General features: G+C 37.5%; 22 protein-coding genes, 1 other RNA gene and 1 pseudogene. 8 read left to right on the forward strand and 16 right to left on the reverse strand.

From position 1 onward, the window contains the following. Positions 1–9: 9 nt before the first annotated feature. The 11 genes from HDT10_RS05115 to pheS all read right to left on the reverse strand — a co-directional run bounded on the left by HDT10_RS05115 (position 10) and on the right by pheS (position 14,122). Positions 10–669, reverse strand: a complete 660-nt coding sequence (locus HDT10_RS05115; protein ID WP_290880754.1) for a lactate utilization protein C — start codon at positions 667–669, stop codon at positions 10–12. Beyond that, entirely contained in the window at positions 662–2,104 is a 1,443-nt protein-coding gene (locus tag HDT10_RS05120; RefSeq protein ID WP_290880755.1) for a LutB/LldF family L-lactate oxidation iron-sulfur protein, read from the reverse strand. Before HDT10_RS05120 ends, HDT10_RS05115 begins: the two co-directional genes overlap by 8 nt. Then, positions 2,101–2,838, reverse strand: coding sequence for a (Fe-S)-binding protein (locus tag HDT10_RS05125; protein ID WP_290880758.1), 738 nt, complete (start codon positions 2,836–2,838; stop codon positions 2,101–2,103). Before HDT10_RS05125 ends, HDT10_RS05120 begins: the two co-directional genes overlap by 4 nt. A 9-nt stretch (positions 2,839–2,847) precedes the next feature. Next, on the reverse strand, positions 2,848–4,485 hold the full coding sequence (locus HDT10_RS05130; protein WP_290880760.1) for an L-lactate permease: 1,638 nt from the start codon (positions 4,483–4,485) through the stop codon (positions 2,848–2,850). 301 nt (positions 4,486–4,786) lie between these two features. Then, positions 4,787–6,370 carry a phosphoglycerate dehydrogenase gene (gene serA / locus HDT10_RS05135; protein WP_290880762.1) on the reverse strand — a complete coding sequence of 528 codons (1,584 nt, stop codon included), beginning with the start codon at positions 6,368–6,370 and terminating at the stop codon, positions 4,787–4,789. A 15-nt stretch (positions 6,371–6,385) separates the two neighbouring features. Then, positions 6,386–6,871 (reverse strand): hypothetical protein, encoded by a 486-nt coding sequence (locus HDT10_RS05140; RefSeq protein WP_290880764.1) that lies wholly within the window; start codon positions 6,869–6,871, stop codon positions 6,386–6,388. A 16-nt stretch (positions 6,872–6,887) separates the two neighbouring features. Further along, positions 6,888–8,567, reverse strand: coding sequence for a 30S ribosomal protein S1 (locus tag HDT10_RS05145; protein WP_290880767.1), 1,680 nt, complete (start codon positions 8,565–8,567; stop codon positions 6,888–6,890). A gap of 64 nt (positions 8,568–8,631) precedes the next feature. After that, positions 8,632–9,456: a 4-hydroxy-3-methylbut-2-enyl diphosphate reductase gene (locus HDT10_RS05150; RefSeq protein ID WP_290880768.1), complete on the reverse strand. Its 825-nt coding sequence runs from the start codon at positions 9,454–9,456 to the stop codon at positions 8,632–8,634. Beyond that, positions 9,457–10,758: a 3-phosphoshikimate 1-carboxyvinyltransferase gene (gene aroA, locus HDT10_RS05155; protein ID WP_290880770.1), complete on the reverse strand. Its 1,302-nt coding sequence runs from the start codon at positions 10,756–10,758 to the stop codon at positions 9,457–9,459. It lies immediately after the preceding gene. Then, a complete protein-coding gene (gene pheT, locus HDT10_RS05160; protein WP_290880772.1) occupies positions 10,755–13,130 on the reverse strand; it encodes a phenylalanine--tRNA ligase subunit beta in 2,376 nt (791 codons plus the stop codon). The genes aroA and pheT overlap by 4 nt, the downstream gene beginning before the upstream one ends. Then, positions 13,127–14,122: a phenylalanine--tRNA ligase subunit alpha gene (pheS, locus tag HDT10_RS05165; RefSeq protein ID WP_290880774.1), complete on the reverse strand. Its 996-nt coding sequence runs from the start codon at positions 14,120–14,122 to the stop codon at positions 13,127–13,129. Before pheS ends, pheT begins: the two co-directional genes overlap by 4 nt. Before the next feature lie 132 nt (positions 14,123–14,254). On the opposite strand from pheS, the gene HDT10_RS05170 reads away from it, so the two are divergent. The 7 genes from HDT10_RS05170 (at position 14,255) to hypE (ending at position 19,433) form a co-directional block, all read left to right on the forward strand. Further along, the gene (locus HDT10_RS05170; RefSeq protein ID WP_290880778.1) at positions 14,255–14,635 is read left to right on the forward strand and encodes a histidine triad nucleotide-binding protein; all 381 of its coding nucleotides are present in this window, start codon (positions 14,255–14,257) and stop codon (positions 14,633–14,635) included. Positions 14,636–14,817: 182 nt separating this feature from the next. Next, complete coding sequence (locus HDT10_RS05175; protein WP_290880780.1) at positions 14,818–15,117, forward strand: YciI family protein; 300 nt, start codon at positions 14,818–14,820, stop codon at positions 15,115–15,117. Positions 15,118–15,171: 54 nt separating this feature from the next. Further along, a complete protein-coding gene (locus HDT10_RS05180) occupies positions 15,172–16,110 on the forward strand; it encodes a glycosyltransferase family 2 protein (RefSeq protein WP_290880805.1) in 939 nt (312 codons plus the stop codon). Then, positions 16,094–17,551 (forward strand): DUF6056 family protein, encoded by a 1,458-nt coding sequence (locus HDT10_RS05185; protein ID WP_290880783.1) that lies wholly within the window; start codon positions 16,094–16,096, stop codon positions 17,549–17,551. Before HDT10_RS05180 ends, HDT10_RS05185 begins: the two co-directional genes overlap by 17 nt. Further along, positions 17,548–17,910, forward strand: a complete 363-nt coding sequence (locus HDT10_RS05190) for a GtrA family protein (protein WP_290880785.1) — start codon at positions 17,548–17,550, stop codon at positions 17,908–17,910. The genes HDT10_RS05185 and HDT10_RS05190 overlap by 4 nt, the downstream gene beginning before the upstream one ends. Before the next feature lie 157 nt (positions 17,911–18,067). Then, positions 18,068–18,387, forward strand: an RNA gene (rnpB, locus tag HDT10_RS05195) — RNase P RNA component class A. A gap of 17 nt (positions 18,388–18,404) precedes the next feature. Then, positions 18,405–19,433: a hydrogenase expression/formation protein HypE gene (gene hypE / locus HDT10_RS05200; protein WP_290880788.1), complete on the forward strand. Its 1,029-nt coding sequence runs from the start codon at positions 18,405–18,407 to the stop codon at positions 19,431–19,433. 123 nt (positions 19,434–19,556) lie between these two features. Here hypE and HDT10_RS05205 read toward each other — a convergent pair whose 3' ends face one another. From HDT10_RS05205 to HDT10_RS05225, 5 genes and pseudogenes are all read right to left on the reverse strand, one after another. Next, positions 19,557–19,913 carry a hypothetical protein gene (locus tag HDT10_RS05205; protein ID WP_290880790.1) on the reverse strand — a complete coding sequence of 119 codons (357 nt, stop codon included), beginning with the start codon at positions 19,911–19,913 and terminating at the stop codon, positions 19,557–19,559. A 214-nt stretch (positions 19,914–20,127) separates the two neighbouring features. Continuing rightward, positions 20,128–20,274 (reverse strand): hypothetical protein, encoded by a 147-nt coding sequence (locus tag HDT10_RS05210; RefSeq protein WP_290880797.1) that lies wholly within the window; start codon positions 20,272–20,274, stop codon positions 20,128–20,130. Between the two features lie 9 nt (positions 20,275–20,283). Continuing rightward, positions 20,284–20,670, reverse strand: a complete 387-nt coding sequence (locus tag HDT10_RS05215) for a hypothetical protein (RefSeq protein WP_290880799.1) — start codon at positions 20,668–20,670, stop codon at positions 20,284–20,286. Between the two features lie 9 nt (positions 20,671–20,679). Then, positions 20,680–21,162, reverse strand: a pseudogene (locus HDT10_RS05220) (N-acetylmuramoyl-L-alanine amidase); the annotation flags it as partial. A gap of 81 nt (positions 21,163–21,243) precedes the next feature. Beyond that, a complete protein-coding gene (locus HDT10_RS05225) occupies positions 21,244–21,813 on the reverse strand; it encodes a hypothetical protein (protein ID WP_290880801.1) in 570 nt (189 codons plus the stop codon). Between the two features lie 302 nt (positions 21,814–22,115). Between HDT10_RS05225 and acnB the strand changes: the two genes are divergently transcribed. Then, the gene (acnB, locus tag HDT10_RS05230) at positions 22,116–24,665 is read left to right on the forward strand and encodes a bifunctional aconitate hydratase 2/2-methylisocitrate dehydratase (protein ID WP_290880803.1); all 2,550 of its coding nucleotides are present in this window, start codon (positions 22,116–22,118) and stop codon (positions 24,663–24,665) included. Positions 24,666–24,833: the final 168 nt, after the last annotated feature.

A 24,833-nucleotide genomic window follows, 5' to 3' on the forward strand; every position in this document is an offset into this window, starting at 1 on the left:
ATCCTAAGATTAATATAAAATAATATGCACTTTTTGTGAGCCATGCACACCAAAAACCGTGATAAGCTCAATATCTGCCGTGCGTGAGGGACCTGCAATAAACAAAATATTGCTAGGTAGGACATCATTTTCAGCTTTCACCAAATTTAATGCTTCTGCCAAACTTCCTACGATATTCTCTCTCTTTAAGAGCATAATACAAAGTGTAGGGGCTAGAGAGAGCATTCTAGGCTGCGCTTTAGAAGAATGCACCAATGCGACACCGTGCGAACTCACCCCAACCCTTGCATGCACAATAGAAAAATCACTATGAAAAACCTCTGCTCTTAGATTCTCTATTTCTTGATTGAAGCATACTTTCTGCGTTGCTTCAATTTTGTCCAAATCCAAACCCAAGCTTTCAGAATAAATCATTTTTTGGTAGCCATAACCTCTGACAATCTCATTGATTTTATTTTCCAACTCACCATTCTCACACTCTTCTACAATATACTTATTATCCGTCATTTTGCGTTTCATTTCCTCTAGCATTTCCCCGCTTCTTTGGATATGCACAACAGGGTCAATACTAGGCTTACGCTCAAACTCCGGTATTTTATAAGCCCTTTTTAATCGCTCCAAAATCTGTTTTTTGCTTCGTTGTGAAATGTTTTCAATCCTGCTACTCATATTGCACTCCTTGCAACTTCTGAACCTCTTGATATAAATTGCCCTTGATTTGTGGTAACTCTTTGAATGCGCTCCATTTTTTTATCACAGGTAAGGAATCCTTAAAGCGATGTAAAGCACTATTAAAGTAATGTGCGTTCCCGAGTGAGAATCTCCATACTGCACCATTGGTAGCGACTTTAGCAAAACCTTTCATACTCCACGCCTCACACTGATTAGGTTCTAACATACTCGCACCCAATGGAGGATTTTTTCCCTCCCCTATTTTGTTTGAACGCAATTTTCTAATCAAATCTGCAAGGGGAATCTTCACAGGGCAAACTTCACTGCATCTTCCACAAAGCGAACAAAAACTCAAAATATCCCCCGTTAAATCAATCCCAAAAAGATTGGGACTAATGACTTCTCCAATGGGTCCGGGATAAATTGTCTGATAAGTATGTCCTCCAATTTTGTCATAAACAGGGCAGAAATTCATACACGCTCCGCAGCGAATGCAACGCAATGCCTCATAATAATCAAAATGCGCTAACATATCGCTTCTATGGTGGTCAAACAAAACAATATGCACTTCTTTAGGTCCGTCTAAATCACCATTTTTTCGTGGGGAAGTGATGATATTATTATAAGTTGGGATAAATTGTCCCGTGGCAGAAGGTGTGAGCAAATGCACCATTGTCGCGGCATCTTCAAAAGTTTCCATTACCTTTTCAATCCCGCAAATTGCGACATGAATCTCTGGAGCTGTGGTGCACATTCTCCCATTTCCCTCATTTTCAATGAGCCAAAACGCGCCCTCTTTGGACATTGCGAAATTCACACCGCTTAAACCCATTTGCAAGCCCTCAAACTCATCTCTTAAATGCTTTCTTGCAATCGCATTGAGTTTTTCAGGTTCAGATTCCAAACTTGCACCTAATTTTTCCTCAAAAATCTTGCCTACCTCATAGCGGTTACGATGAATCGCAGGCACTACAATATGCACAGGAGTTTCACCATTGAGTTGCAAAATCAATTCGCCCAAATCTGTTTCAATGGCACTAATACCCTTTTTTTCTAGGAAATGGTTTAGCCCAATTTCCTCGCTCGCCATAGATTTACCCTTGAGAATCTTGCGGATATTTTTCTCTTTCATCAACTCATAAATAATCTCGCAAGCGTCCTCACCACTTGAAGCCCAATGCACTTGTATGCCATTTTTTGTAGCGTTTTTCTCAAACTCCAGCAATCGCTCTTCTAAGCTCATTAAAGCATTATTTTTAGCCTGCATTGCTTTGAGCCGCAATCCTTGCCAATCCTCAAATTTGTCATCAATAATCTTTAGGCGATTCCTCTGAAGCGTGTGCATTGCAACACTTAAATTCTCTCTCATTTGAGAATCGTTTAATTTTGTATGCACCATTTCTTCGTGTGGGATTCTATGTTCTACACTCATAAGCTAACCCCCTCTAATCGTTTCAATAAAAATTCATACAGATGAACACCTTTTGTATCCATTCCTAACTTGCTCATCGTGCCTTGTATATTCAAAAGACAGCCTCCATCACCACTCACAACATACTTTGCACCTGTGTTTTGAATGTCTTTGATTTTTTGCGTTACCATTGCATTAGAAATTTCGGGCTCTTTGACAGAAAATGTCCCACCAAACCCACAACATTCCTCTTCAAACTCTAAGGGCACTAATTCCACATTTTTTAGACGTCTTAATAGATTCTTGCTTGCTTCTATACTTTGCTGAATCCTTAAAGCGTGGCAATTTGAATGCCAAGTAACCTTGACATTTTCACCTTTATCTTCATAATCTACATTTAAAACTTCGTCCAAATATTGGCTCAACTCTATGACGCGCTCACTAAACCTTTTGACTAAATCAAAATTAGAATCCCCTTTGAATAACTCTAAATAATCGTGACTCATCATTCCCGCACAAGAACCACTGGGCACAACGACGGGATAATCCTCTCTAAATTGTTGAATATTATAGAGTGCCACCTCTTTACTTTCCTTAAAATATCCGGAATTAAAAGCAGGTTGCGCACAACAGGTTTGATTTTTTCTAAATATCACCTCAACCCCTTCACGCTGAAGGAGTTTAATTGCGCTTAGCACAACTTCTTGCATTGCAGCTGCGCCTAAGCAAGTAGCAAAAAAATATACTCTTCTCATTGTCTCACCTTATTTTAGCACTATTTCTGGAATGATACCATTTAAGAAAAATGCGATAATAAATGTCCAAATTCCAATTAATAAGATAAAGCCAATAGAATATTTCAAAGTAAATCTAAAAAGTTCGGATTCTTTTCCAACCAAACCAACTGCCGCACACGCAATCGCAATGGATTGTGGAGAAATCATTTTACCCACAACTCCCCCTACGGAATTGGCTGCTAAGAATAAAGCCTGCCCTACACCCAACTCTCCAGCAGTTACTTGTTGCAATGGACCAAACAGAAGATTCGCGCTTGTATCACTTCCAGTTAAGAAAACTCCAATCCAACCAATCACAGGGCTAAAGAATGCAAAGGCATCACCTGTTTGTGCAAATGCCAATCCAAGCGTTGCGCTCATTGCAGAGTTTTTAGCAATAAAGGCAAAAGCAACAACAAGCCCAATCGTGATACAAGGAATCGCCATTTCTTTTAAAGTGTCCCAAAAACACTCTCCGGCATCACTTGCCTTAATTTTAAGCGTCCAAATCGTCAAGAATGCCGCTAATAAAATCGCTGTTCCTGCCTGAAGTGCAACAAAGTTAATAGGCAAACTTAAAGAGATTGCTTTGCCATTTTCATCTAAGATTCCACCTTGAATATTGTTAAATGCAATGGTTACTTGTGTGTAATCAAAGATTGCACCTTTAGCAAATAGTGCTTTAAACCAAGGTTGTGTCCAAATCACAATACAGATAATCAAAAGAATAAATGGCATCCAAGCCCTAATAACCGCACCCATTTCTAATTGTGTAGATTGTGCAAAATTCGTCTCATTATCTAATCTAAAAATATTGCTAGGTTTCCAAACTTTTAAAAATAGAGTGGTGCAAGCCAAAGAAACAATGGCAGAAACAATATCGGGCAATTCCGCGCCCAAAAAGTTTGAGCTTAAAAATTGTGTGCCTGTGAATGAAACCGCTGCAACAAGAATTGCGGGAAATGTTTCTCTTACTCCCTTGAATCCGTCCATCAAGAAAACAATAAAAAACGGCACCGTCAAGCTAAGCGGAACTAGCATTCTCCCAACCATTGCAGAAACAGCGTGCTGCTCCACACCAACTAAATTACACATTGCGATAATTGGAATCCCTACCGCACCAAATGCAACAGGAGCTGTATTTGCAATCAAACAAAGCCCAGCAGCATAAAGAGGCTTAAGCCCTAAACCAACCAAAAGAGCGGCAGTAATCGCAACAGGTCCTCCAAACCCAATCGCACCCTCCAAGAAAGAACCAAAACAAAAACCAATCAAAATAACTTGGATTCTATGGTCTGGCGTGATAGACATTACACTTTGTTTAATCACTTCAAAAGAGCCTGATTTCACGGAAAGCTTATACAAGAAAATAGCAGCGATAATAATCCAAGCAATCGGCCACATACCTTGTGCAAACCCTTGTACAAAAGACGCACCAATCAGAGAGAAAGGCATTCCATAGACAAAAAAGGCTACGGCACTTGCAACAATCACGGTAATAAATCCTGCTTGATACCCTTTAAGCTTAAAAGCTAGCAAGCACAATAAAAAACATAAAATAGGCAAAAAAGCCACTGCAGCACTTAAAATAATATTCCCAAGTGGGTCAGTAATCTGTTGCCACATAATTCCTCCAAGAAAGTTAAAATTTTCGTCTTAAATGTAATAAAATCTTATTTAAAGACAATTAAAAATGATTTTCTTTAGAAAAATTTTAATAAACTTTGAGCAAAAAAGTAACATTTAATGAATAACTTTTAACATTTGTTAATAATTTAGAATGAAATTCTGTCTGCAAGGTTATAGTAATTCAAGATTATAAAAGATTTAACTATTATGAGGATTAAAGAATGAATAATACGATATTAAGAGATTAAAACTAACTTAACTCCTGTTTATTCCCGCAAAGAGCGGGACTTAATGAAGCTTATAGCACGGCATATTTAATAGAAATACAAGCGTCTAAACTCGCAAGCTCATTTAAGACTTCTTGAGAAACTGCATCATCTACGACAATCAATGCCAACGCTTCTTTACCATAACGTCCCAAGCGGAAATCGGCAATATTGATATTATGTTTTGCTAAAGTCGTGCCGACAAACCCAATCACACCGGGCGTGTCATCATTTCTAAAGAGAATCATTTTGCCTTTTGGCTCAATGTCTAATGCAAAATTATTAATATTGACAATTTTTGGTGTAGAATCATTAAATACTGCTCCACTCACACTAAATTCACCATTTTGAGTAAGCAAAGTTAGCTTAATTTGATTTTTATAAATACTTTGAGATTCTTTGCCCTCTAACTTCACTTCAATGCCTCTTTCTTTGGCTACATAAGGTGCATTAACATAATTAACTTTATCACCAATCGTTGCATTGAGGATTCCCACTAATGCAAAAGTAGAAAGCGAAGCAAGATATTCTCTAATCTCGCCCTCTGCTTCCAATGTAATAGAACGCACTTCATCTTTATTAATTTGAATCGCAAAAAACGCCATTTTTTGCACGAGCTCCAAATAAGCTTTTACAAAATTTGGTAATTCATTTTCTTTAATCGGCAAATTCAAGGCGTTGGGGAAGCTTGAACCACGCGCAGCCTCCAAAGCCGCTTGTGCTGCTTGAATAGCAATCTTTTCTTGAGATTCCAAAGTATTCGCGCCAATGTGTGGGGTTACATAAATGTTTTTTAAATCTAACAATTTATTTGTATTTCCCGGCTCTTTAGCAAATACATCAATGCCTGCAAAACGAATCTTACCCGAACTTAATGCCTCATAAAGTGCCTCTTCATTATATAAACCACCACGTGCGCAGTTAATCAAAATCACGCCATCTTTCATTTTGGCAATCTGTTCTTTGCCAATAATATTAATTGTTTCTTTATTTTTTGGTGTGTGAATCGTGATAATATCGCAACTTAAAATATCGTCAAAATTTCTTGTATATGCGATTCCAACATCTGTGGCTTTTGCAGGATTGATATAAGGGTCATAGGCAACAACTTCCATTTCAAAGGCTTTCATACGTTTTCCTACCCTACTTCCGATATTACCAAAGCCTATAATTCCAAGTTTTTTATCTTTTAATTCTGTTCCATACCAATCTTCTCGTTTCCACTTGCGCTCTACTTTGAGTTGAGCGTTTGCTTCAGGGAATCTACGAATCGCACTCAAAATATGGGCGCAAGTTAGCTCTACTGCGGCAATTGTATTGGCAGTGGGGACATTCATTACCACTACACCTTTTTTACTAGAACCCTCAATATCTACATTATCTACACCTACACCCGCCCGCACAACTGCGCGTAATTTTGTCGCGGATTCCAAAAATCTCGTATCTACATCTGTGGAACTCCTAGTAATTGCCACATCTGCCTTATGCAATTCTTTCTTAAGCTCATCTTTGGGTAAGCTTGCGAGATTCAACATTTCCACTTCTGTATCTTTTGATAACAAATCCAAACCACTTTGATGAATATGATCACACACGATAATTGTATATTTTGACATTAAAACTCTCCATTTTTAAGATTTAGACAAAGTATAATTAATTTCATAATGTCTTAACTTCTCTAAAACACTACGAAGATAATTCTCATCTTCTGTTGCAACCACAAGAGAAATATTCTCACCAATTTTGTAATAAGAATATTCTATATTGTATGCACCTAAAACTTGGTTGATACAAAAAAATTGATAATCGTTAATTACTCCCACTGAAACCCTAAAGATTTCTTTAGAGGTTTGTTTGATTTCATCTGCAAAAAGCAACTTGACTTGCAATTCTGAAGCGGGATAAATAAACTCTCGTTCATCTTGTCCCGACAATCTATCAAGCCAATCAGGCATTTCAAGAGGTTTCGTTCTATTGCCATCAAATTGTGCAAGCTCATAGGGATCAACTTTTGGTAAAGAATAAAGATTCATTGCTTCAATATAATTGCGAATCAAAACAAACAATAATATGCAAGTTAAAAAAGAGAAGATTCCAATTAATACTCTTATTTGCATATTATTTCACTTTAGACTATTGGATTTGGTCTTTGATAATGTCCCCTAATGTCATTTTATCATTTGTGCTACTATTGAAATTTTTAAGATTTGCTTTTTCTTTTTGTCTTTCTAATCTACGCACAGAAACACGAATCCTATTATTCTCCGCATCAATAAGAGAAATCACTCCATTGATTTTATCGCCTACTTTGATTTCTTCTTTTTTAAGCGGAGGCAAATCTTCATTGCGAATTAGAGCGTCCATTTCATCATCAATTTTAATAAACACACCAAAATCTTTTATGTCTCTCACTGAACCAACTACCGCATCGTCCATAGAATATTTTTTAGCAAACTCTTCCACAGGCGAAGTAATCAAGCCTTTACGCGTTAGAGAAATGCGTTCCTTTTCGCGGTCAATTTTTGCAATTTTTACCTCAATCGTTTCACCAACTTTCATCAAATCTTTGCACTTCTCATTTTTATTCCAATAAGCATCTTCATTGTGCAACAAACCATCAATGTTATCTAGTTTGACAAATGCGCCAAAATCCGTCAAAGTTGCCACAACGCCTTTTAGAATCTCTCCCTCTTTGTGTTTTTTGGCAAATTGTTCAAAGGGTTTATCTAGTAGCTTTTTCAAAGAAACCCTTAGGCGACGATCTTTTGTATCAATCTCAATCACTTCCACATCAATTTCTTGTCCAGCTTTTAAAAATTCTTCAGGATTTTGGATATTTTTATTCCAAGAAATTTCAGAAATATGCAAGAATCCCTCAATGTCATTACCTAAATCTACAAATACTCCATAAGGTTCAATGTTGCTCACCGTTACTTTGATTGCATCACCTACTTCTAATTCATTTTCAATTTCTCTCCAAGGGTCGTCAGTGGTTGCTTTGATAGATAATGCCAAACGTCGCTTTTCTTTATCATAATTAAGAACTTTGACAGGAACAATATCTTCTTCTTTATAGATTTTAGAAGGATTCACAGGTCCTTTATAACTAATCTCTGTGTAATGCACCAATCCCTCTACACCCTCTACATCAACAAACATTCCAAAGCTTGTGATTTTTTTAACCTTGCCTTGTAAGATTCCCTCTTGCTTTAAGAGGTTTTCAATCGCATCTTTTTTGACTGTGTTTTCAAGCTCAAACAAACGTTTGCGTGAAATCACAATGCTATCTTCTTCAGGTTTTACATTGATAATGCAAGCCTTAATCTTCTTGCCCTCAACCTTACTTCCCTCTTTAAAGGCGGCTGCGAATTTTGGCATAAAAAACTCAATGCCATTATTTTCTACAACATACCCTCCTTTGTTTCGTTTTGTTACAACACCCTCTACAACCTTATCTTTATAATTTTCACCCAAATCTTTGATATATTGGCGCATTTTTTCTCTACGAATTGCCTTTTTATGAGAAACGATAGGCTGCTCATTGCGCTTACCTGTAATCACAATGGGTAACGAATCCCCCTCTTTAAACAACAGCTTACCCTGCGTATCTTTGATTTCATCAATAGAAATAATCCCCTCTTTTTTCTCACCAGAAACAGCAATAATGACTTGGTCATTTTTAATTGCTACAATCTCACCTTGTGAAACACTCTCACTTTCTCTTTTCTCAAATTGTTCAAACATTGAAGCGAAGTCTTCATTTTCGTCAATCACTATCTTTTCTAACTCGTGTGTGTTAATTCCAACAGCCATCTGTGCCCTTTTTAAAAATAAAATCTTTCAATTTTATTAAAATTTGCCTTTTAAAAGTATAAAATCAATATTTTTCAATGGTTTTTACGACTTTATCAATAATCCAATTCGGCGTTGAAGCTCCCGCACTCACTCCGCAAAGGGTTTTATTCTCAAACCATTGTGCATTAAGCTCCAAAAAATCCTCAATCAAATAACAATCTTTGCAATGTTCTTTAGAAATATTATAAAGTTGTTTAGTGTTGGAGGAATTTTTCCCGCCCACAATCACCATTACATCTACTTCTTTTGCGAGATTCCGTGCAGAATCTTGATTATCAAAGGTTGCATTGCAAATGGTATTAAACACTCTACATTCCGAACAATTACGCACTAAATAACTTGCAATTTCTAAAAATAATTCAATATTTTTGGTTGTTTGTGAAACCAATGCTACTTTTTCTGCGAGCTTGACTGCTTTTAATGCCTCTAAATTTTCTACTACCAGAGGATTGTTGTCGCAATAACTCATTACGCCTTTCACTTCGGGGTGTTTTATATCGCCAAAAATAACAATCTGATAACCCTGCGCGCTCATTTTTTCACAAATTGCTTGAGGTTTGGTTACAAAAGGACAAGTTGCATCGGTAATTTTGGAAGTTTTTTCTTTGAGCCTCTGCAAGTCTTGCTTAGGGATTCCGTGTGTGCGGATAATCACTTCGGCATTTTGCGGAATCTCTTCTATATTTTCATTCACAACGACATTAAAATCCTCTTTTAAACGATTGATTTCTTTTGCATTATGAATCAATGGACCAAGCGTAATGCCATTTGGCTTGCTTTCTGCTAGTTTGATTGCACGCCGCACGCCAAAACAAAATCCATAATTTTTAGCCAATTTTACGCGCATTTAACTTCTTTGGATTTTTGTGATAGATTCTAAAATTTCTAAGAAATTAGGGAAAGAGATATTAATATATTCCGCATTTTCAATCTCCATTCCACAGACAAGCCCCGCAATCGCGAAGCTCATTGCGATTCTATGGTCTCCATAGCTTGGCACACACGCCCTTTGCAATTCTCCCCCGATAATCTCAAACCCATCTTCTAGCTCGCGCGCCTCAATGCCACAAAGTTTCAGATTTTCCACAACTGCGCTAATGCGGTCTGTCTCTTTTACTCTTAATTCCTTTGCCTCTGTTACACGACTGATTCCCTTAGCGCACGCCATTGCAATCGCAATGGCTGGAATCTCATCAATCAACCAAGCAATATTTTGATTCACATTGACAGCTTTTAGAGTATTTGGAGCGGTGATTTCAATGTCGCCAATGCTCTCATAAGTTTCAGAAGTAAGAGTATATTGAATGCTGACTCCCATTTGTTCTAAAACCTTAAAGGCTTCAATCCTTGTTTTATTCAACAGCACATTACGCAAGATTCCGTGCGCATTGGGAATAATCGCAATAGCAAGTGCGAAGAAAAACGCGCTAGAGGGGTCTGCTGGAATCTCTATGTCAAGCGGATTTAATTTATTTTGCAAAGATTGAATCTTAACTTCAATCACACCATTTTCTAAAATCTTAGATTCTATTGGAGCACCCATACCTTTTAGGATTCTCTCGCTATGGTCGCGACTTAGTTCTGGCTCATAATAAACAGAATCGCCTTGCGCAAAAAGTGCGCTCAAAATCATCGCGGATTTGACTTGCGCACTCGGAATCTTACTTGTATAATCAAAATTTTTTAACTCCTCATTGCCTATGACAACCAAAGGAGCAAAGTTTCCATTGTCTCTACCGATAATCTGCGCTCCTATGCTACGCAAAGGCTCTGTTACGCGCTTCATTGGACGCTTATTCAAATACGCATCACCGCTTAAGACAAAGATTCCCCTTTGCGCACTCAAAAGCCCCAAATAAAGACGAATCGCAGTTCCCGCATTCCCACAATACAAAATCGTCTCCGGCTCGCAAATCTTTGATGGTGGAATGAGGCGCAATCCCTCTTGCTCCTTTTGCACTTTTAAGCCCAACATTTGGGCAATCTTCAATGTGTCTAAAGTATCTTCGCCCTCTAAATAATTGCGCACAAAGCTCGGCTTATCACTTAGAAGTGAGAAAATGGCGCAACGATGAGAAATAGATTTATCTCCTGCAATTTGATTAGTGTCTAATGCGAATGAGTTAGTTTTAAAGACTTCTAGTTTCATCGTAACTCCACATTAAACTCCGTCTTAAGCAGACTCAAGACTTGGTTCATTGCTTCGCTAATGTCTTTTTCCTCTAGTGTTTTTGCGTCTGATTGCAATTCAAAACGAAGCGTCAAACTTAACTTATCGCCCAATTTCTCATCTTGATACACATCAAGGGGATAAAATTTAGCAATATAAGGAATCTCAAGACGATGAATCGCCGCTTTGACTTTGTAATAAGGAATCTCATTCTTTAACACTACGCTTAAATCCCTCTGGGTTTTTTGAAACTTGGAAACCATTTTTACTTGCGGTAAAGCACTCTTTAGGGATTCTAGGGAAATCTCACACAAATAAGTGCAATCTAGCCCTAATTCTAACGCCACTTGTGGGTGCAAAGCCGCCAAAACCCCAATTTCCTTACCATTTTGCAAAACCTTTGCGCATTGTCCGGGGTGAAACAAGCTAATTTCGCTCTTCAATGTCTCTAGGTTAAATTCACCAATCACGCGTGCGATTCTATCGCAAAACTCAAAGTAATTGCCCTTTACACCTTTGGCATTAGGATAACGTTCCTCACTCAAGAATCCACTTTGCAAAAATGCCATTTTCTCACTTTGGTTACGCCACCTATCATACACTGCGCCTATCTCGCTAAAACTCATTGCGCAAAATCCATTGTTGCGATTCTGTTCTGCCGCACGCAAAAGTCCTAACAACAAAGTGCTACGCAAGGTATTCAAATCCTGTGTAATGGGATTGACTAACTCTAATTGACTCTCTAACACAGGGAAGCCATAGGCTTGTAACTTTTCTTTATTTTCAAACAAGAAATGCACCACTTCATTAAACCCCACTCCTACGGCTTTTTGCGCGAGATTGCGTCTGAAGCGATAAAGTCTCAAAGCCTCATTTGTTTGGTCTTTTTGGATAAAACTTAATGGCACACTTGGAACATTATCAATTCCATAGAAGCGGATAACTTCTTCTGCAATATCTTGGAATCCTACGACATCGTGGCGGAAAGCTGGTGGAGTAGCGACAATGAGATTCTCATCACCTGAAATTTCTACTTTAAACTCTAACGCTCTTAAAATATTAATCACACGCAATTTATCTAACTCTACACCTATCACGCGTGAAAGCAAAGGAATCTCTATCGTAATGGGTTCTTTTGCCTGCATTTCTAAGAGTTCTTGTGCGTCATTATAAAGCACAGCATCGCCATTTAAAAGCAAATTTGAAAGCACGGCTAAACCAATATTTAAATTCGTATTGCTTCCGCGTGAGGAATAAGCATAAATCCTTTCGTCTATAACTTTTGGCTTGGATTCCATTACCTTTTGAGCAATAATTTCAGGCGGAATATAACTCGCTTCTAAAATCATTAACTCTCTTGTCTCATTCTCTTGATTTGCCTCCGCATTAGGATTCTCTGTATATCCACTAATACCGATTGTAGAGAGTTTTTTATCTCCTTGATAGATACATTCAAAGCCTTGCGAATCTTTTTTGAGATTCAACAAAACTTTACCATTTTTATCTTCTAATTGGCAAAAGTTTTGCGGATACACATTTAAAAGCACTCCGCTCAATAGCATACTAAAACGTAGCGCATTATTTAGCCAATCTTTCGTCAAGGAATCATTGTAAGCTAAAAATAAAACTGCATTCAAGGGCAGCAAAAAGGGCTTGGCTTCAATTACTTTAAAGAGCAAAGAAGATTTGTGTTTTTCACTTGCCACGACTTGCAATACTCGTCCGATTCCGGGAGCATTTTCAGAGATTTTGGGCGTAGAGCATAGTGCCTTGCGTTCTAACTTCAATGCCACGCTTAAGTCCCTAGCGATTCCAAATAAATTCATACAATCGCCACGATTTGGCGTGATAGAAACCTCATACACTTCTTCATTAAAGCAGGAATATTCTCTTAATTCCTTGCCGATAACTAACTCGCCAATACTTGTATCAAGTTCTACGATTCCATTATTGATTTGCGGAAACCCAAGCTCGCTTGTAGAGCATAGCATACCGCAACTTTCAACGCCTCTAAGGGTTGCTTTTTTGATAGTTATTTGAGGTAACTCTGCCCCCTCTAGCGCAACTGCTACATAAATCCCCGCTCTTGCATTGGGCGCACCACAAACAATTTGCCGCATTTGAGGCGCACTCTCTTCTCCATCAATTGCAACTTGGCAAACATTAAGCTTGGTCGCATTGGGGTGCTTGTGGCATTCAAGAATCTTACCCACTACAACCTTTTTGGGTGCAATGTTGGCTTGAAATGATTCCACTTCTAGCCCTATTTTGTTTAAGACTTTGCAAATCTCCTCGCCTGAAATATTCTCTATTGGTAAAATCTGGTTTAAAATACTACGTGTAAAAATCATTTAAATTGCTCCAAAATCCTTAAATCACTTTCAAAAAATGCGCGCAAATCTGGCACACTAAACATCAGCATTGCGAATCTCTCCACCCCCATACCAAACGCATATCCACTGACATTTTCATAACCTACTGCCTTAAAGACATTATCATCTACTACTCCACACCCTAAAACTTCTAACCAACCTGTATGCGAGCATATACGACACCCAGAGCCTTTGCAAAAAATACAACTCATATCTACTTCTGCGCTTGGTTCTGTGAAAGGAAAAAAGCTTGAGCGGAATCTCACCCGCACATCGCCAAACATATATCTTAAAAAGTCTTCCAAAATAAATTTGAGATTCGCAAAACTCACGGAATCCTTGCCCTCTTCTACAACTAATCCCTCCACTTGATGAAACATCGGTGTATGCGTCAAATCATAATCACAACGAAACACGCTTCCGGGACAAATCATACGAATAGGCGGCTTTTGGGATTCCATTGTCCGCACTTGCACGGGAGAAGTATGCGTGCGTAGCAACTTGCCATCTTTGAAATAAAAAGTATCCTGCATATTGCGTGCGGGGTGATATTTAGGCAAATTCAATGCTTCAAAATTATGAAAGTCATCTTCTACTAAAGGTCCGGTATTGAGTGAGAAATTCATTCCGACAAAGTATTCCACGATTCTATCTAGCATTAGCATTACAGGGTGATTCGCTCCCTTTTGAGAGCTTGGAGAAAATAACGAAACATCAATTTTTTCTGCATTGAGCTTAGCTTCAAGTTCTTTTAAGGAAAGCTGTTCTTTCTTATCTGCTAGAGCCTTTTCAAACTCTGCTTTAAGGGTATTTAACTCTTTGGCTAATGTTTTCTTTTCGGATTCTTTACAAGATTTAAGCTCGGCAAATCGTGCCGTTAAGATTCCCTTTTTGCCCATAATTAAGACGCGGATTTCCTCTAGCTCTGCGGTGGTTTGTGCGTGATTAATCTTAGAAAATATTTCTGTCATCTGATTCCTAACTTTTGTAAAATATTTTTGAGATTGTATTATAAATTTTTATTTACTTTTCTTAAAACATTAATGCAAATCCATTGATAAAATAAGGTAAAATTCCAAAAATTTATTTTAAAAGGTTGAAAAATGAGCATATTTGAAAAAATCATAAAAGGCGAAGTGCCTTGCAACAAAGTGTTAGAGAATGATGATTTTTTGGCTTTTTACGATATTGCGCCTAAAGCCCCTGTGCATGTGCTTGCGATTCCTAAGAAATTCGCTAAAGATTTTCAAGAACTCAATCCAGAGGAAATGGTTGGCTTCACAAAATTTATCCAAGAAGTTGCACGCACTTTGAATTTAGATAAAAGTGGCTATCGCATTATCAGTAACATTGGTATCAATGGAGGGCAAGAAGTGCCTTATTTGCATTTTCATATTTTAGGCGGAGCAAAATTGCGTTGGGATAATCTAGCGCAAAACATCTCTGACGCACAGCGACTAGAGGAAGCCAAAAAGAATATGTAGATTTGCGTCATTGCGAGTTGCGGGAATTTATAACCTTGAACCAATAACCTTTACAATGGAATCTTTAAGGTGGGATTCTATGCTTATAAATGACAACTCTAATATCTGCAAGGACAAGAAAAACAAGCCACAAAATATGCTAAAATATCCTTGCAAAACTTACACAAACTTAAGGAAAGAAAATGAAAAATTTATTTGCGATTCTCATCACTTACACCAAGCCAATGAACGAAATTGAAAAAATCCTCCCCTCGCATCGTGCGTTTTTAAAAAACGGCTATGACAGCGGAAATCTCTTAGCAAGCGGACCGCAAAATCCAAAAGTTGGTGGAATCGCAATCGGTGCTTTTGACTCCAAAGAAGCCGCATTGGAATTTTTCAAAAACGACCCTTATGCACTTAATTCCGTGGCAACGCACCAAGTTTTAGAATTTACCCCTGTGTTACACCAAGAATTTTTAAAGGATTTTTTAAGTGAATAATTTGCCAAGTAGCTCAAATAATGGGGGGGGGGGGGGCAACTCTCTCTTTTAAGCATTGTTGTTCCTTGTTATAATGAATCCCTAAATCTCTCAAGCTTCTATCTCAATGTTTGTCATCAAATTCACACAATCCAAGCACAAATCAATCTAGCAATCCAATATGAATTTATTTTTATCAACGACGGCAGCACTGATAATACTTGGGAGATTCTAACCCAACTTAACAACCAAGATAACAAAATTCATTGTATCAATTTTTCTCGTAATTTTGGTAAAGAAGCTGCGATTCTAGCTGGATTAAAGCAAGCCAAAGGTGATGCTATTGTGCTCATAGATGCGGATTTGCAAGACCCTGTGGAGCTGATTTTCCAAATGGTTAAGCTTTACCATACGCAATCTATAGATATTATTTACGCTAAAAGAATTAATCGCAAAGGCGAAAGCGCAATTCGAGCAACTTTTAGTGAAGCTTTTTACAAAATCAGTCAAGTCATTAGTGAAGTCAAAATCCAAAGCGGTGTTAGAGACTTTCGCTTAATGAGCAAGGAAGTTGCAGACGCGATTCTGGAGTTAAACGAATATCATCGCTTCTCTAAAGCAATTTTTGAATGGGTTGGCTTTAACAAAATGTGTTTGGAGTATGAATATATCCCAAGAGAAGCAGGAATAAGCGGTTGGAGTTTCTATAAACTCTTTAAATACGCTATTGAGGGATTGATAAGCTTTTCTACTTTACCCCTGCGATTAACTTTTATTTTTGGAATGTTCTTTAGCATTATTTCTTTTGTGTATGGGGGATGGATTATTTTTGATACCCTATTGTTTGGCAATAGCGTCAAAGGCTATCCCTCATTAATGTGTGTCATTATTTTTCTTGGTGGAATCCAACTTATTGCTTTGGGAATCATCGGAGAATATATTGCAAGAATTTACGAGCAGGTAAAAAATCGCCCCCATTTTATTACTAGGAGAGAAAATGACCCTAAGAAATAATTGTATTATTTTCGCGCTAATTTATAGCATTTTATTTTCATTCAATTTCGCCTTTCCCCCGCAAGCAGATGATTTAAGTATGTATTTTACTGCTAAGGAAGGAAATTTTGGCGCAACTTATTTTAGCTGGAATGCAAGGATAGGGGAAATCCTTTACACAGGATATTTTGCAAAATTCATAGAAAGTGTCATTTTTGATTTGCTAAATGCCCTAATGGGAACAATTTTTATTTTGAGTAGCTTTGTGCTTTATCGTGGAAAACTACCTAACAAAAAGCAGGATTATTATATGCTCGCATTATTGTGTGCATTGATATTGCTTTTGTGTTGTTTTGGCTCTACTTTCCTTTGGGGTGCAGGAAGTTTTAATTACCTCTGGGGTGTTGGATTTATCGTTTTATTTTTACTGCCTTTTAGAATTTTTTGGGAAAACCCTCAAGGAGTATTAAAAGCCTCTTATAAGTTAAATCCCCTAATCATAGGATTGCTCTTTGGCATCTTCGCAGTTGTAGCAGGAATGGCGAGTGAAATGAATATTGCGTTATGTATTGTGCTTTTACTTAGTCTTTGTTTTGCCTTTTATCAAAAAATCAAACTTCCCTTTTGGTATTTTTTCGGTTGTATTGGGTTTTGGATTGGTTGGCTTCTACTTTATTTATCCCCCGCCACTAAGATAAGGAGTGCAATGAAAATAGAAAAGGATTCAATGCTTAGTCTATCAGAACTTTTGGACTTGTCTTTTTGGGATAAGCTTTTGACTCTTGATGCGACTTTTTCAAATTACATTACCACTCCTTTTAGAGTTTTCTTGATTGTTTTTTTCTTTTTCTATCTTTTCAAAACAACAAAAACATTAAAAATTCACCACTGGATCATTGGTGCTCTCTTAATCATTCCTTACTTCGTTCTCTTAAAGCACGCGAATGTTTTTTTGAGTTTAGGCACAATCACAATTATTCTAGTATTAAGTATAAAACTAGCCATTCAAGACAAAAAGTATTATTGGCTTGCTTTGCCCTTTGGAATTTGGTGTTTGATTGGGACAACTTTAATTCAGCTCACAGGCTCACTTCCTGCAAGGGCTAGACTTTTGGATACCTTGATTTTGATAATAATAATTCTAAAAATGTTTGATGAGTTTTATTGTGCTAACCCCCAAAGAATTACTAAAGTCATTGGTATTTTATTAATATTTGGAATCGCATTTGTTGGATTCAACTCTTATCAGACGGCTTACAAATGGAATCATCTCAAGCAATTTATCGCACAAGAAAAATCATTGGGCAAGCAAGAAATCATTATTGCTCAAAAAGATAAAAAACAATTTTTCGCTCCACAAAAATATTTTAAGGATTTTGGAAGCCCAGCAGATGATATAGAACATTGGCACAACCGCGCTTATACAATGTATTTTGATTTAAAGAGTTTCAAGATAGAATGAAACAACTTCTACTTTATGGAATCATCGGCATTTTGAATACCTTTGTGGGTATGGGGGTTATTTTGCTTGCAACTTATCTAGGATTAATGCCCGAATGGGCAAATTTTCTAGGATATTTCCTTGGTATTTTTTGCTCTTATTATCTTAATAGTCGCTATACTTTTAAGTCCCACTCTACCTCTTGGGGCTTAGTGAAGTTTTATATAGCAATGGGAAGTGCCTATATTGTAAATCTCATTGTATTAATATTGTGCTTTAGAATCTTATTATGGAATGTATATGTTTCACAATTTCTAGCGTGTGGAAGTTATACCTTATGCGGATTTCTCTTGAGTAAAGGTTTTGTCTTTAAAAACTAGAAATTGGATAAGATTTAGTTTGTAGAATTGCAATATTTTATAGTTTTACACTAAGTTAGAAATCTAAAAGACCTTTACGAACAGAGAATTTAAACAATCCTTTTAAGTGCAAAACCGATTAAAAGTCTTTTTATGCCACTTTTGCTACAATCCCTACAAGGTGTAGTAAGTGGCTGCTCCAAATATGGAGAGGAAAGTCCGAGCTGCATTGGGATAGGATTCCATTTAAAGAATGGCTAGAGCAATCTAAGGGAAAGCGCAACAGAAAACAAACCGCCTACAAAGGCAAGGGTGAAAAGGCGAGGTAAGAGCTCACCGAGAGCAACGCAAGTTGTTTTGCACTGCAAGCCCAATCCGCAGCAAGAAAGGTATGGTTAATATCCCAAGATTTGAACCTTTCGCTAGAGTTTTGCTGCAAGGCAAAATCCAGATAAATAGCCGCATAAACAGAACTCGGCTTACCGCTACACCCCAATCATCATCAAAGGAATTTTATGCGACATTTACAAAATTCAGATTCCATTTTATTAAGCCATGGCAGTGGTGGAGTAGAATCACAAAACCTTATTACAGAGCTTTTTTATCCCTATTTAGAAGGTTGTGTAATCGGTGGAGGAGAGGACGCAGGGATTGGAAGTTTAAGCCAAAATACAGAAAAATTCGCCATTAGCACGGACGGCTATGTCGTATCTCCTTTGTTTTTTGCGGGAGGAGACATTGGCAAACTCTGTGTATGCGGAAGCTGTAATGATGTCGCAATGATGGGTGCAAAGGCACGATATTTGAGCGCAAGCTTTATGATTGAAGAGGGATTCTTGATTGCAGATTTAAAACGCATTGTAGAATCTTTTGCCAATACGCTTAAACAAAGCGAAGCGAAGCTCATCTCCGCAGATACTAAGGTGCTTCCCAAAGGTGCTTTGGACAAAATTTTCATCACCACTACCGCAATAGGTGAATTTCTATATCCCCATTTAAATTTAAGCGCATTTGGGATTCCACAAGATTGCGCAATCCTTGTAAGTGGCAATATCGGCACTCACGGCGCGGTGATTTATTCTAGTCGTGAGGGAATCGGGCTGCAGAGTGATTTGCAGAGTGATTGTGCCCTACTCTATCCTATTTTAGAGCCATTATTCCAAGCTAAACTCAAGCTCTATGCCTTACGCGATGCCACAAGAGGCGGAATCGCAAGCGTGCTTAATGAATGGGCAAATGCCTCAAAAATTGGCATAGAGATTGAAGAAGCAAGTTTGCCTATTTTGCCCCAAGTGCGCGGGGTATGTGAGCTGCTAGGATTTGAAGCTTACAATCTCGCAAATGAGGGAATGTGTGTGCTATGTGTCGCCAAAGAGGACGAGAAGCAGGCTTTAGAGATTCTACGTCAAAAGGGCGCACCCAACGCCGCATTGATTGGCTACACTACTTCAGAAAATGCGACAAAGGTCGTGCTGAAAACCTCCTTTGGAGCAAGGAGATTTTTAGACTATCCTAGCGGGGAGTTATTGCCTAGAATTTGTTAAAGCTTCACAAAAGAGATTCGCATTATTATAAGGTATTCTAGCTAAAATAGGCATTTTACGCATACCATTTGTTTTCGCTAAGCGCAATCTTTATAAATTTATCTCGTATAAGTTGGGCTATTTTCACTTGTTTGTAATATTAAAGTAAGCATTGATTTCATCTTCTGGCATTACAATATCTTGAATCACATAGGGCTTCTTGCCTTTTTCATACATATAATATACCATAATACTATCTTTCTCCCTATCTTTAATCTCTATGACAGCATTTGGGAAAATTACCCTCGTATAATCCTCCTCTAGGCGAGAAATATGTTTATATTCTATACCATTTGCCTTGATATACTCCCGCAATTTGTAAGAATAATAATTTGCATCATCTGCAACGATATAAAAATTATCTTCCCCCATTCGTTTCTTAATGAGTTCAATCTCTACCTCCGTCCAACCAATCCCAATAATGCATTGATTACAATTCACTACAAAATCTTTTGCTTCCAAATTAAAACATAATATCATAGTTATAAAAATATTTTTCACATTACACATATTATTTTCCTCTTAATCTCGTTGTTGTATCACAATGTGATAGCAATTGTTTTCATCTAAGACATTTGTTTTGCCGAGTAATTTAATAGCCTCGTCTTTAAATTTCTCTTTATTTCTGCCAAGGATTTTCCCTACTACCTCAATCTCACTTAATCTTCGTTTTTTGTTGATTATCTCTATACATTTCTTCAATCTTAAAGAAAGGCTGATTTATCTCTACAAGTTCTTTATGTTCAAAATTATCTGCATAGAGAAATAAACATATTGTGAGTGTCATATATAGGATTTTCATAGTTTTTTCCTATACACCGCCATCTTGCTCTGCTCGTATGGGACATCTTTTATCCTCACAAGGATATATTGCTCTAGGTTTCATATCATCTTGCAACCAAGCAAGACCCAAAGAATCAATGGTGAATTTAACTTTCCCACCATTAAGCCTCATAGAACCTTCAATGTAACAATTCTCCACCATATATGTACCTCGATAGAATGCTGGGGCTTTCGTCGCAAGAGTAAAAAAATCTTTTATTTGTTGTGGGCTTAATGAAATGTCTTTACATTGTTGCGTAATGATAATATCTTTAATTTCTGTGTTTTTAAAATAATGTGGTATTGGATTGAAATACACATCATCTGCATAAATGCCCGCACACAATAACCAAAAGATATATAATAATTTTTGCATAATCAACTCCTAAGGATATAAATTTGCGCCTTCGCCCTCTGTTTTCCTTGATATTTTATCGTGTTCATAAATATCATTATTTGTAAGACTATATTCTTGTTTTAAAATTTCTATCAAAGTATTGATAGAATCCTTTTGTGCTTGTGTAACCACCTCCCATTGATTATTTTTGTGTTTTCCCACTACTTCAATACCTATGCTATCAGAGTTTATAGGGTATCTATTTGGGTATTGTTTTGTTTTTTCATAATTATGTAATGCCTGAACATCATTACCTAAACTTTTTATGTATTGTCGCTCTTTCTCGTTCCACGTGCTTGTTTCTTTAGCCTTAGAGCGAATCTTGCCCACGTGTTGCGTCCATTTATGCAAACTTGCACATTGATAGATTGTGCCATCTGTATCAATGAGAAAGTGAGTGCCTACTCCCCTTAAAAATCCATTAATAGCTTGAAGTGGAGTATTAGTATCCGTTCTGTGCAAAACAATAGCTTGCGTTTGTTGTTTTGTTAGACTACCCTTTTCAAGTGCTGTTGCTAGTTGTTTTGTTTGGTCGACGTGTTTTACTTTTTGCTATATTTCCTTTACTCTTTTTATCTTATCCTCCTCATCTACTTCCCAATGCAAATATCCCTCCTTGTCTATATAGTATTTTTTCTCTTTGTTTTCCTTATTCTCTTCCCTCAACTCCTCCACCCCCGCATTCTTATCTTGACTTGCAAGATGAGTATAAGAGGAATCATAAGGATAAAAGGAGTTAGAATCTTGAATGTCTTGTTTGGTTTTGTTAGTAGAATCTTGTTCTATTTCTAGGATTCCTTTAGCCTTAGGTTCTCCTTGTAAGAGGATAGGAGAACCTTTATCAGTTAAGACTTGAGAGATACATTCTGCTAAGACTGCTTTTTCATTCTCTACTATCAGGAGATTTGTAGTAATAAAATCTGGAATGCTTACAAGTTTAGAGCAAGGTCCTCCTTTAATGATAGGATTGGTGCAACCTATAATGCTTGCTTTACTTAAATCATTTATAGTTAAGATTCCTGCTTCTTTTACAAGTAAAAAGTTTTGATGACTAGAGGAAAAGATTACTTTTCCTTTATGACTACATTCACAAATATCTGATTCTAATAAAGGGTGAGGCATAGAAAGAATCCTTGAATGTTCTTTAAGAATTATATTAAGATACTTTATACAAACAAAAATTAAATAAAAATTAAATAAAAATTAAATATTTAGGATTCTACACAATTACTTTCATTAGCTTAAAATACTTTTAAAATGCTTTTATTAAATGTTAGTTAGAAAAAATGAAATCTATACAATTTTACACAATTGCTTTGATTTTATACAATCACTTAAAAAGATTAAAAAATATTTATCTAAATTTACATTAGTTTAATAGAAAATTTGTATCATTAGGTGAAATATTATCAAAAGGGGATAAAATGAGTTTTTTTGAAGAATACGATAAACTAGTCAATGAACGCGCAAAACAAAATGTTCCACCGCTTCCATTAAGCAAAGAACAAACTTTAGAAATCATTGAACTACTCAAAAAAGGCGAACGCACAAAGGAGTTAATTGATTTGCTCTCTAATCGCGTCAGCCCGGGAGTAGATGAAGCTGCAAAAGTCAAAGCAGAGTTTTTAGATTCTATTGCAGAGGGAAAAGTCAGTGTAGAGGGAATCTCTAAAACACACGCAATCCAATTGCTTGGCACAATGCTTGGTGGATACAATATCCAACCTCTCATTAAAGCCTTAAAGTCTAGCGACAAAGATTCTGCAAAAGCAGCAGCAGAGGCATTAAAACATACTCTACTCGTCTATGATTCCTTTAACGAAATTGTAGAAATCTCTCAAAACAATTCTTTCGCTAAAGAGGTTTTAGAATCTTGGGCAAATGCAGAATGGTTTTTGAATAAATCCGCATTAGAGGAGAAAATCACTGCAACAGTATTTAAGATTGATGGTGAAACAAACACTGATGATTTAAGCCCAGCAGGAGATGCTTTCACAAGAAGTGATATTCCACTCCACGCACAAGCAATGTTGAAAAGCCGCACACAAAATGCCTTTGGTAGAATCGCAGAGCTTAAGAAAAAAGGACACCCAATAGTCTATGTAGGCGATGTCGTAGGCACAGGCAGCTCACGAAAGTCCGCTTGCAATTCGCTTGTATGGCATATGGGGCGCGAGATTCCTTATATTCCCAACAAAAAAGCGGGTGGATTAGTTATCGGTGGCGTGATTGCTCCGATATTCTTTAACACTTGCGAAGATAGTGGCTGTTTGCCAATTATCGCTCCTGTAACAGAATTAAACGAGGGTGATGTAATTGAAATTTATCCATTCAAAGGGGAAATTTGCAAAAATGGTGCAGTGGTATCCAAATTTGATTTAAAGCCTACTACATTAGCCGATGAAATGCGTGCAGGAGGCAGAATCAATCTCATTATTGGGCGCGGATTGACTGCCAAAGCAAGAGAAGTCTTAGGAATGCCAAAAGAAGAAATCTTCGCCAAACCCCAATCTCCAAAATCTAGCGCAAAAGGCTTTACGCTCGCACAAAAAATGGTGGGACGCGCGTGCGGCGTAGAGGGAATCTTGCCCGGAACTTATTGCGAACCACTCGTTACCACTGTGGGAAGCCAAGATACCACAGGTGCAATGACACGTGATGAAGTCAAAGAACTTGCTTCCTTAGGATTTAGTGCGGATTTTGTATTGCAGAGCTTTTGCCACACTGCCGCATATCCCAAACCCGCAGATGTGAAACTCCACGCAAGTTTGCCACAATTTATGAGCAGTCGTGGAGGTGTTGCACTGCGCCCGGGCGATGGCGTGATTCACTCTTGGCTTAATCGTATGGTTTTACCAGATACGGTAGGAACAGGGGGAGATTCTCACACGAGATTCCCTATTGGCATTAGTTTCCCTGCGGGAAGTGGATTAGTCGCCTTTGCTGCCGTTACAGGTTCTATGCCGCTAGATATGCCCGAATCTGTACTTGTGCGCTTCAGCGGCAAACTACAACCTGGCATTACTTTGCGGGATTTAGTCAATGCGATTCCTTATTATGCAATCAAAAAAGGCTTGCTCACGGTTGAGAAAAAAGGCAAAAAGAATATCTTTAGTGGAAAAATCCTAGAAATTGAAGGTTTGCCAGATTTAAAAGTAGAACAAGCATTTGAACTAAGTGATGCGAGTGCGGAACGTAGTGCAGCAGCCTGTGCTATTGCCCTTAATAAAGAACCTATTATAGAATACCTTAAATCCAATATTGCATTAATTCAAGCAATGATTCAAGCGGGTTATCAAGATGCAAAGACACTGCAACGAAGAGCAAAAAGAATGCAAGATTGGATTGATAACCCAACCTTATTAAAAGCAGATTCTAATGCGGAATACGCCGCAGTGATTGAAATCAACCTCAACGAAATCACCGAGCCTATCTTGGCTTGCCCCAACGACCCTGACGATGTCGCCACATTAAGTGAAATTCTAGCAAATTCTAATCGTCCTCACAAAATAGATGAAGTGTTTGTCGGAAGCTGTATGACAAATATTGGACACTATCGTGCGCTTGGTGAAGTCCTAAAAGACGAGGGAATGGTGCCTACAACACTTTGGGTTACTCCACCTACCAAAATGGACGCAAAACAACTAGTAGATGAGGGATATTATTCGCTCTTTGGCGCAGCAGGAGCAAGAATTGAGATTCCGGGGTGTAGCTTATGTATGGGAAATCAAGCACGTGTCCGAGATGGAGCGGTCGTGTTTTCAACTTCCACTAGAAACTTTGACAATCGTATGGGAAAAGGGGCTCAAGTCTATCTTGGAAGTGCAGAATTAGCAGCAATCTGTGCATTACTTGGCAAGATTCCAACCAAGCAAGAATACTTGGACTTAATCCCCCAAAAACTAGAGGGCAAAGAATCGCAAATCTATCGCTACTTGAATTTTAATTTGATTGAGAATTACACATTAAACTAATCTCATTAGGAATTTAGGAATCCCCTAAATTCCTTTTGCACTCTTTTATTTAAACCTACCAATAACCCTAATATCCGCCTCTCACTATGCTTTTCATCAAACTACCATCACAGAATTTATAACAAAAAATAATAGCTTCTTTATGAATCTAATTATTATTATAATTTG

The organism is Helicobacter sp., from assembly GCF_014799995.1.
Taxonomy (GTDB): Bacteria; Campylobacterota; Campylobacteria; order Campylobacterales; family Helicobacteraceae; genus Helicobacter_D.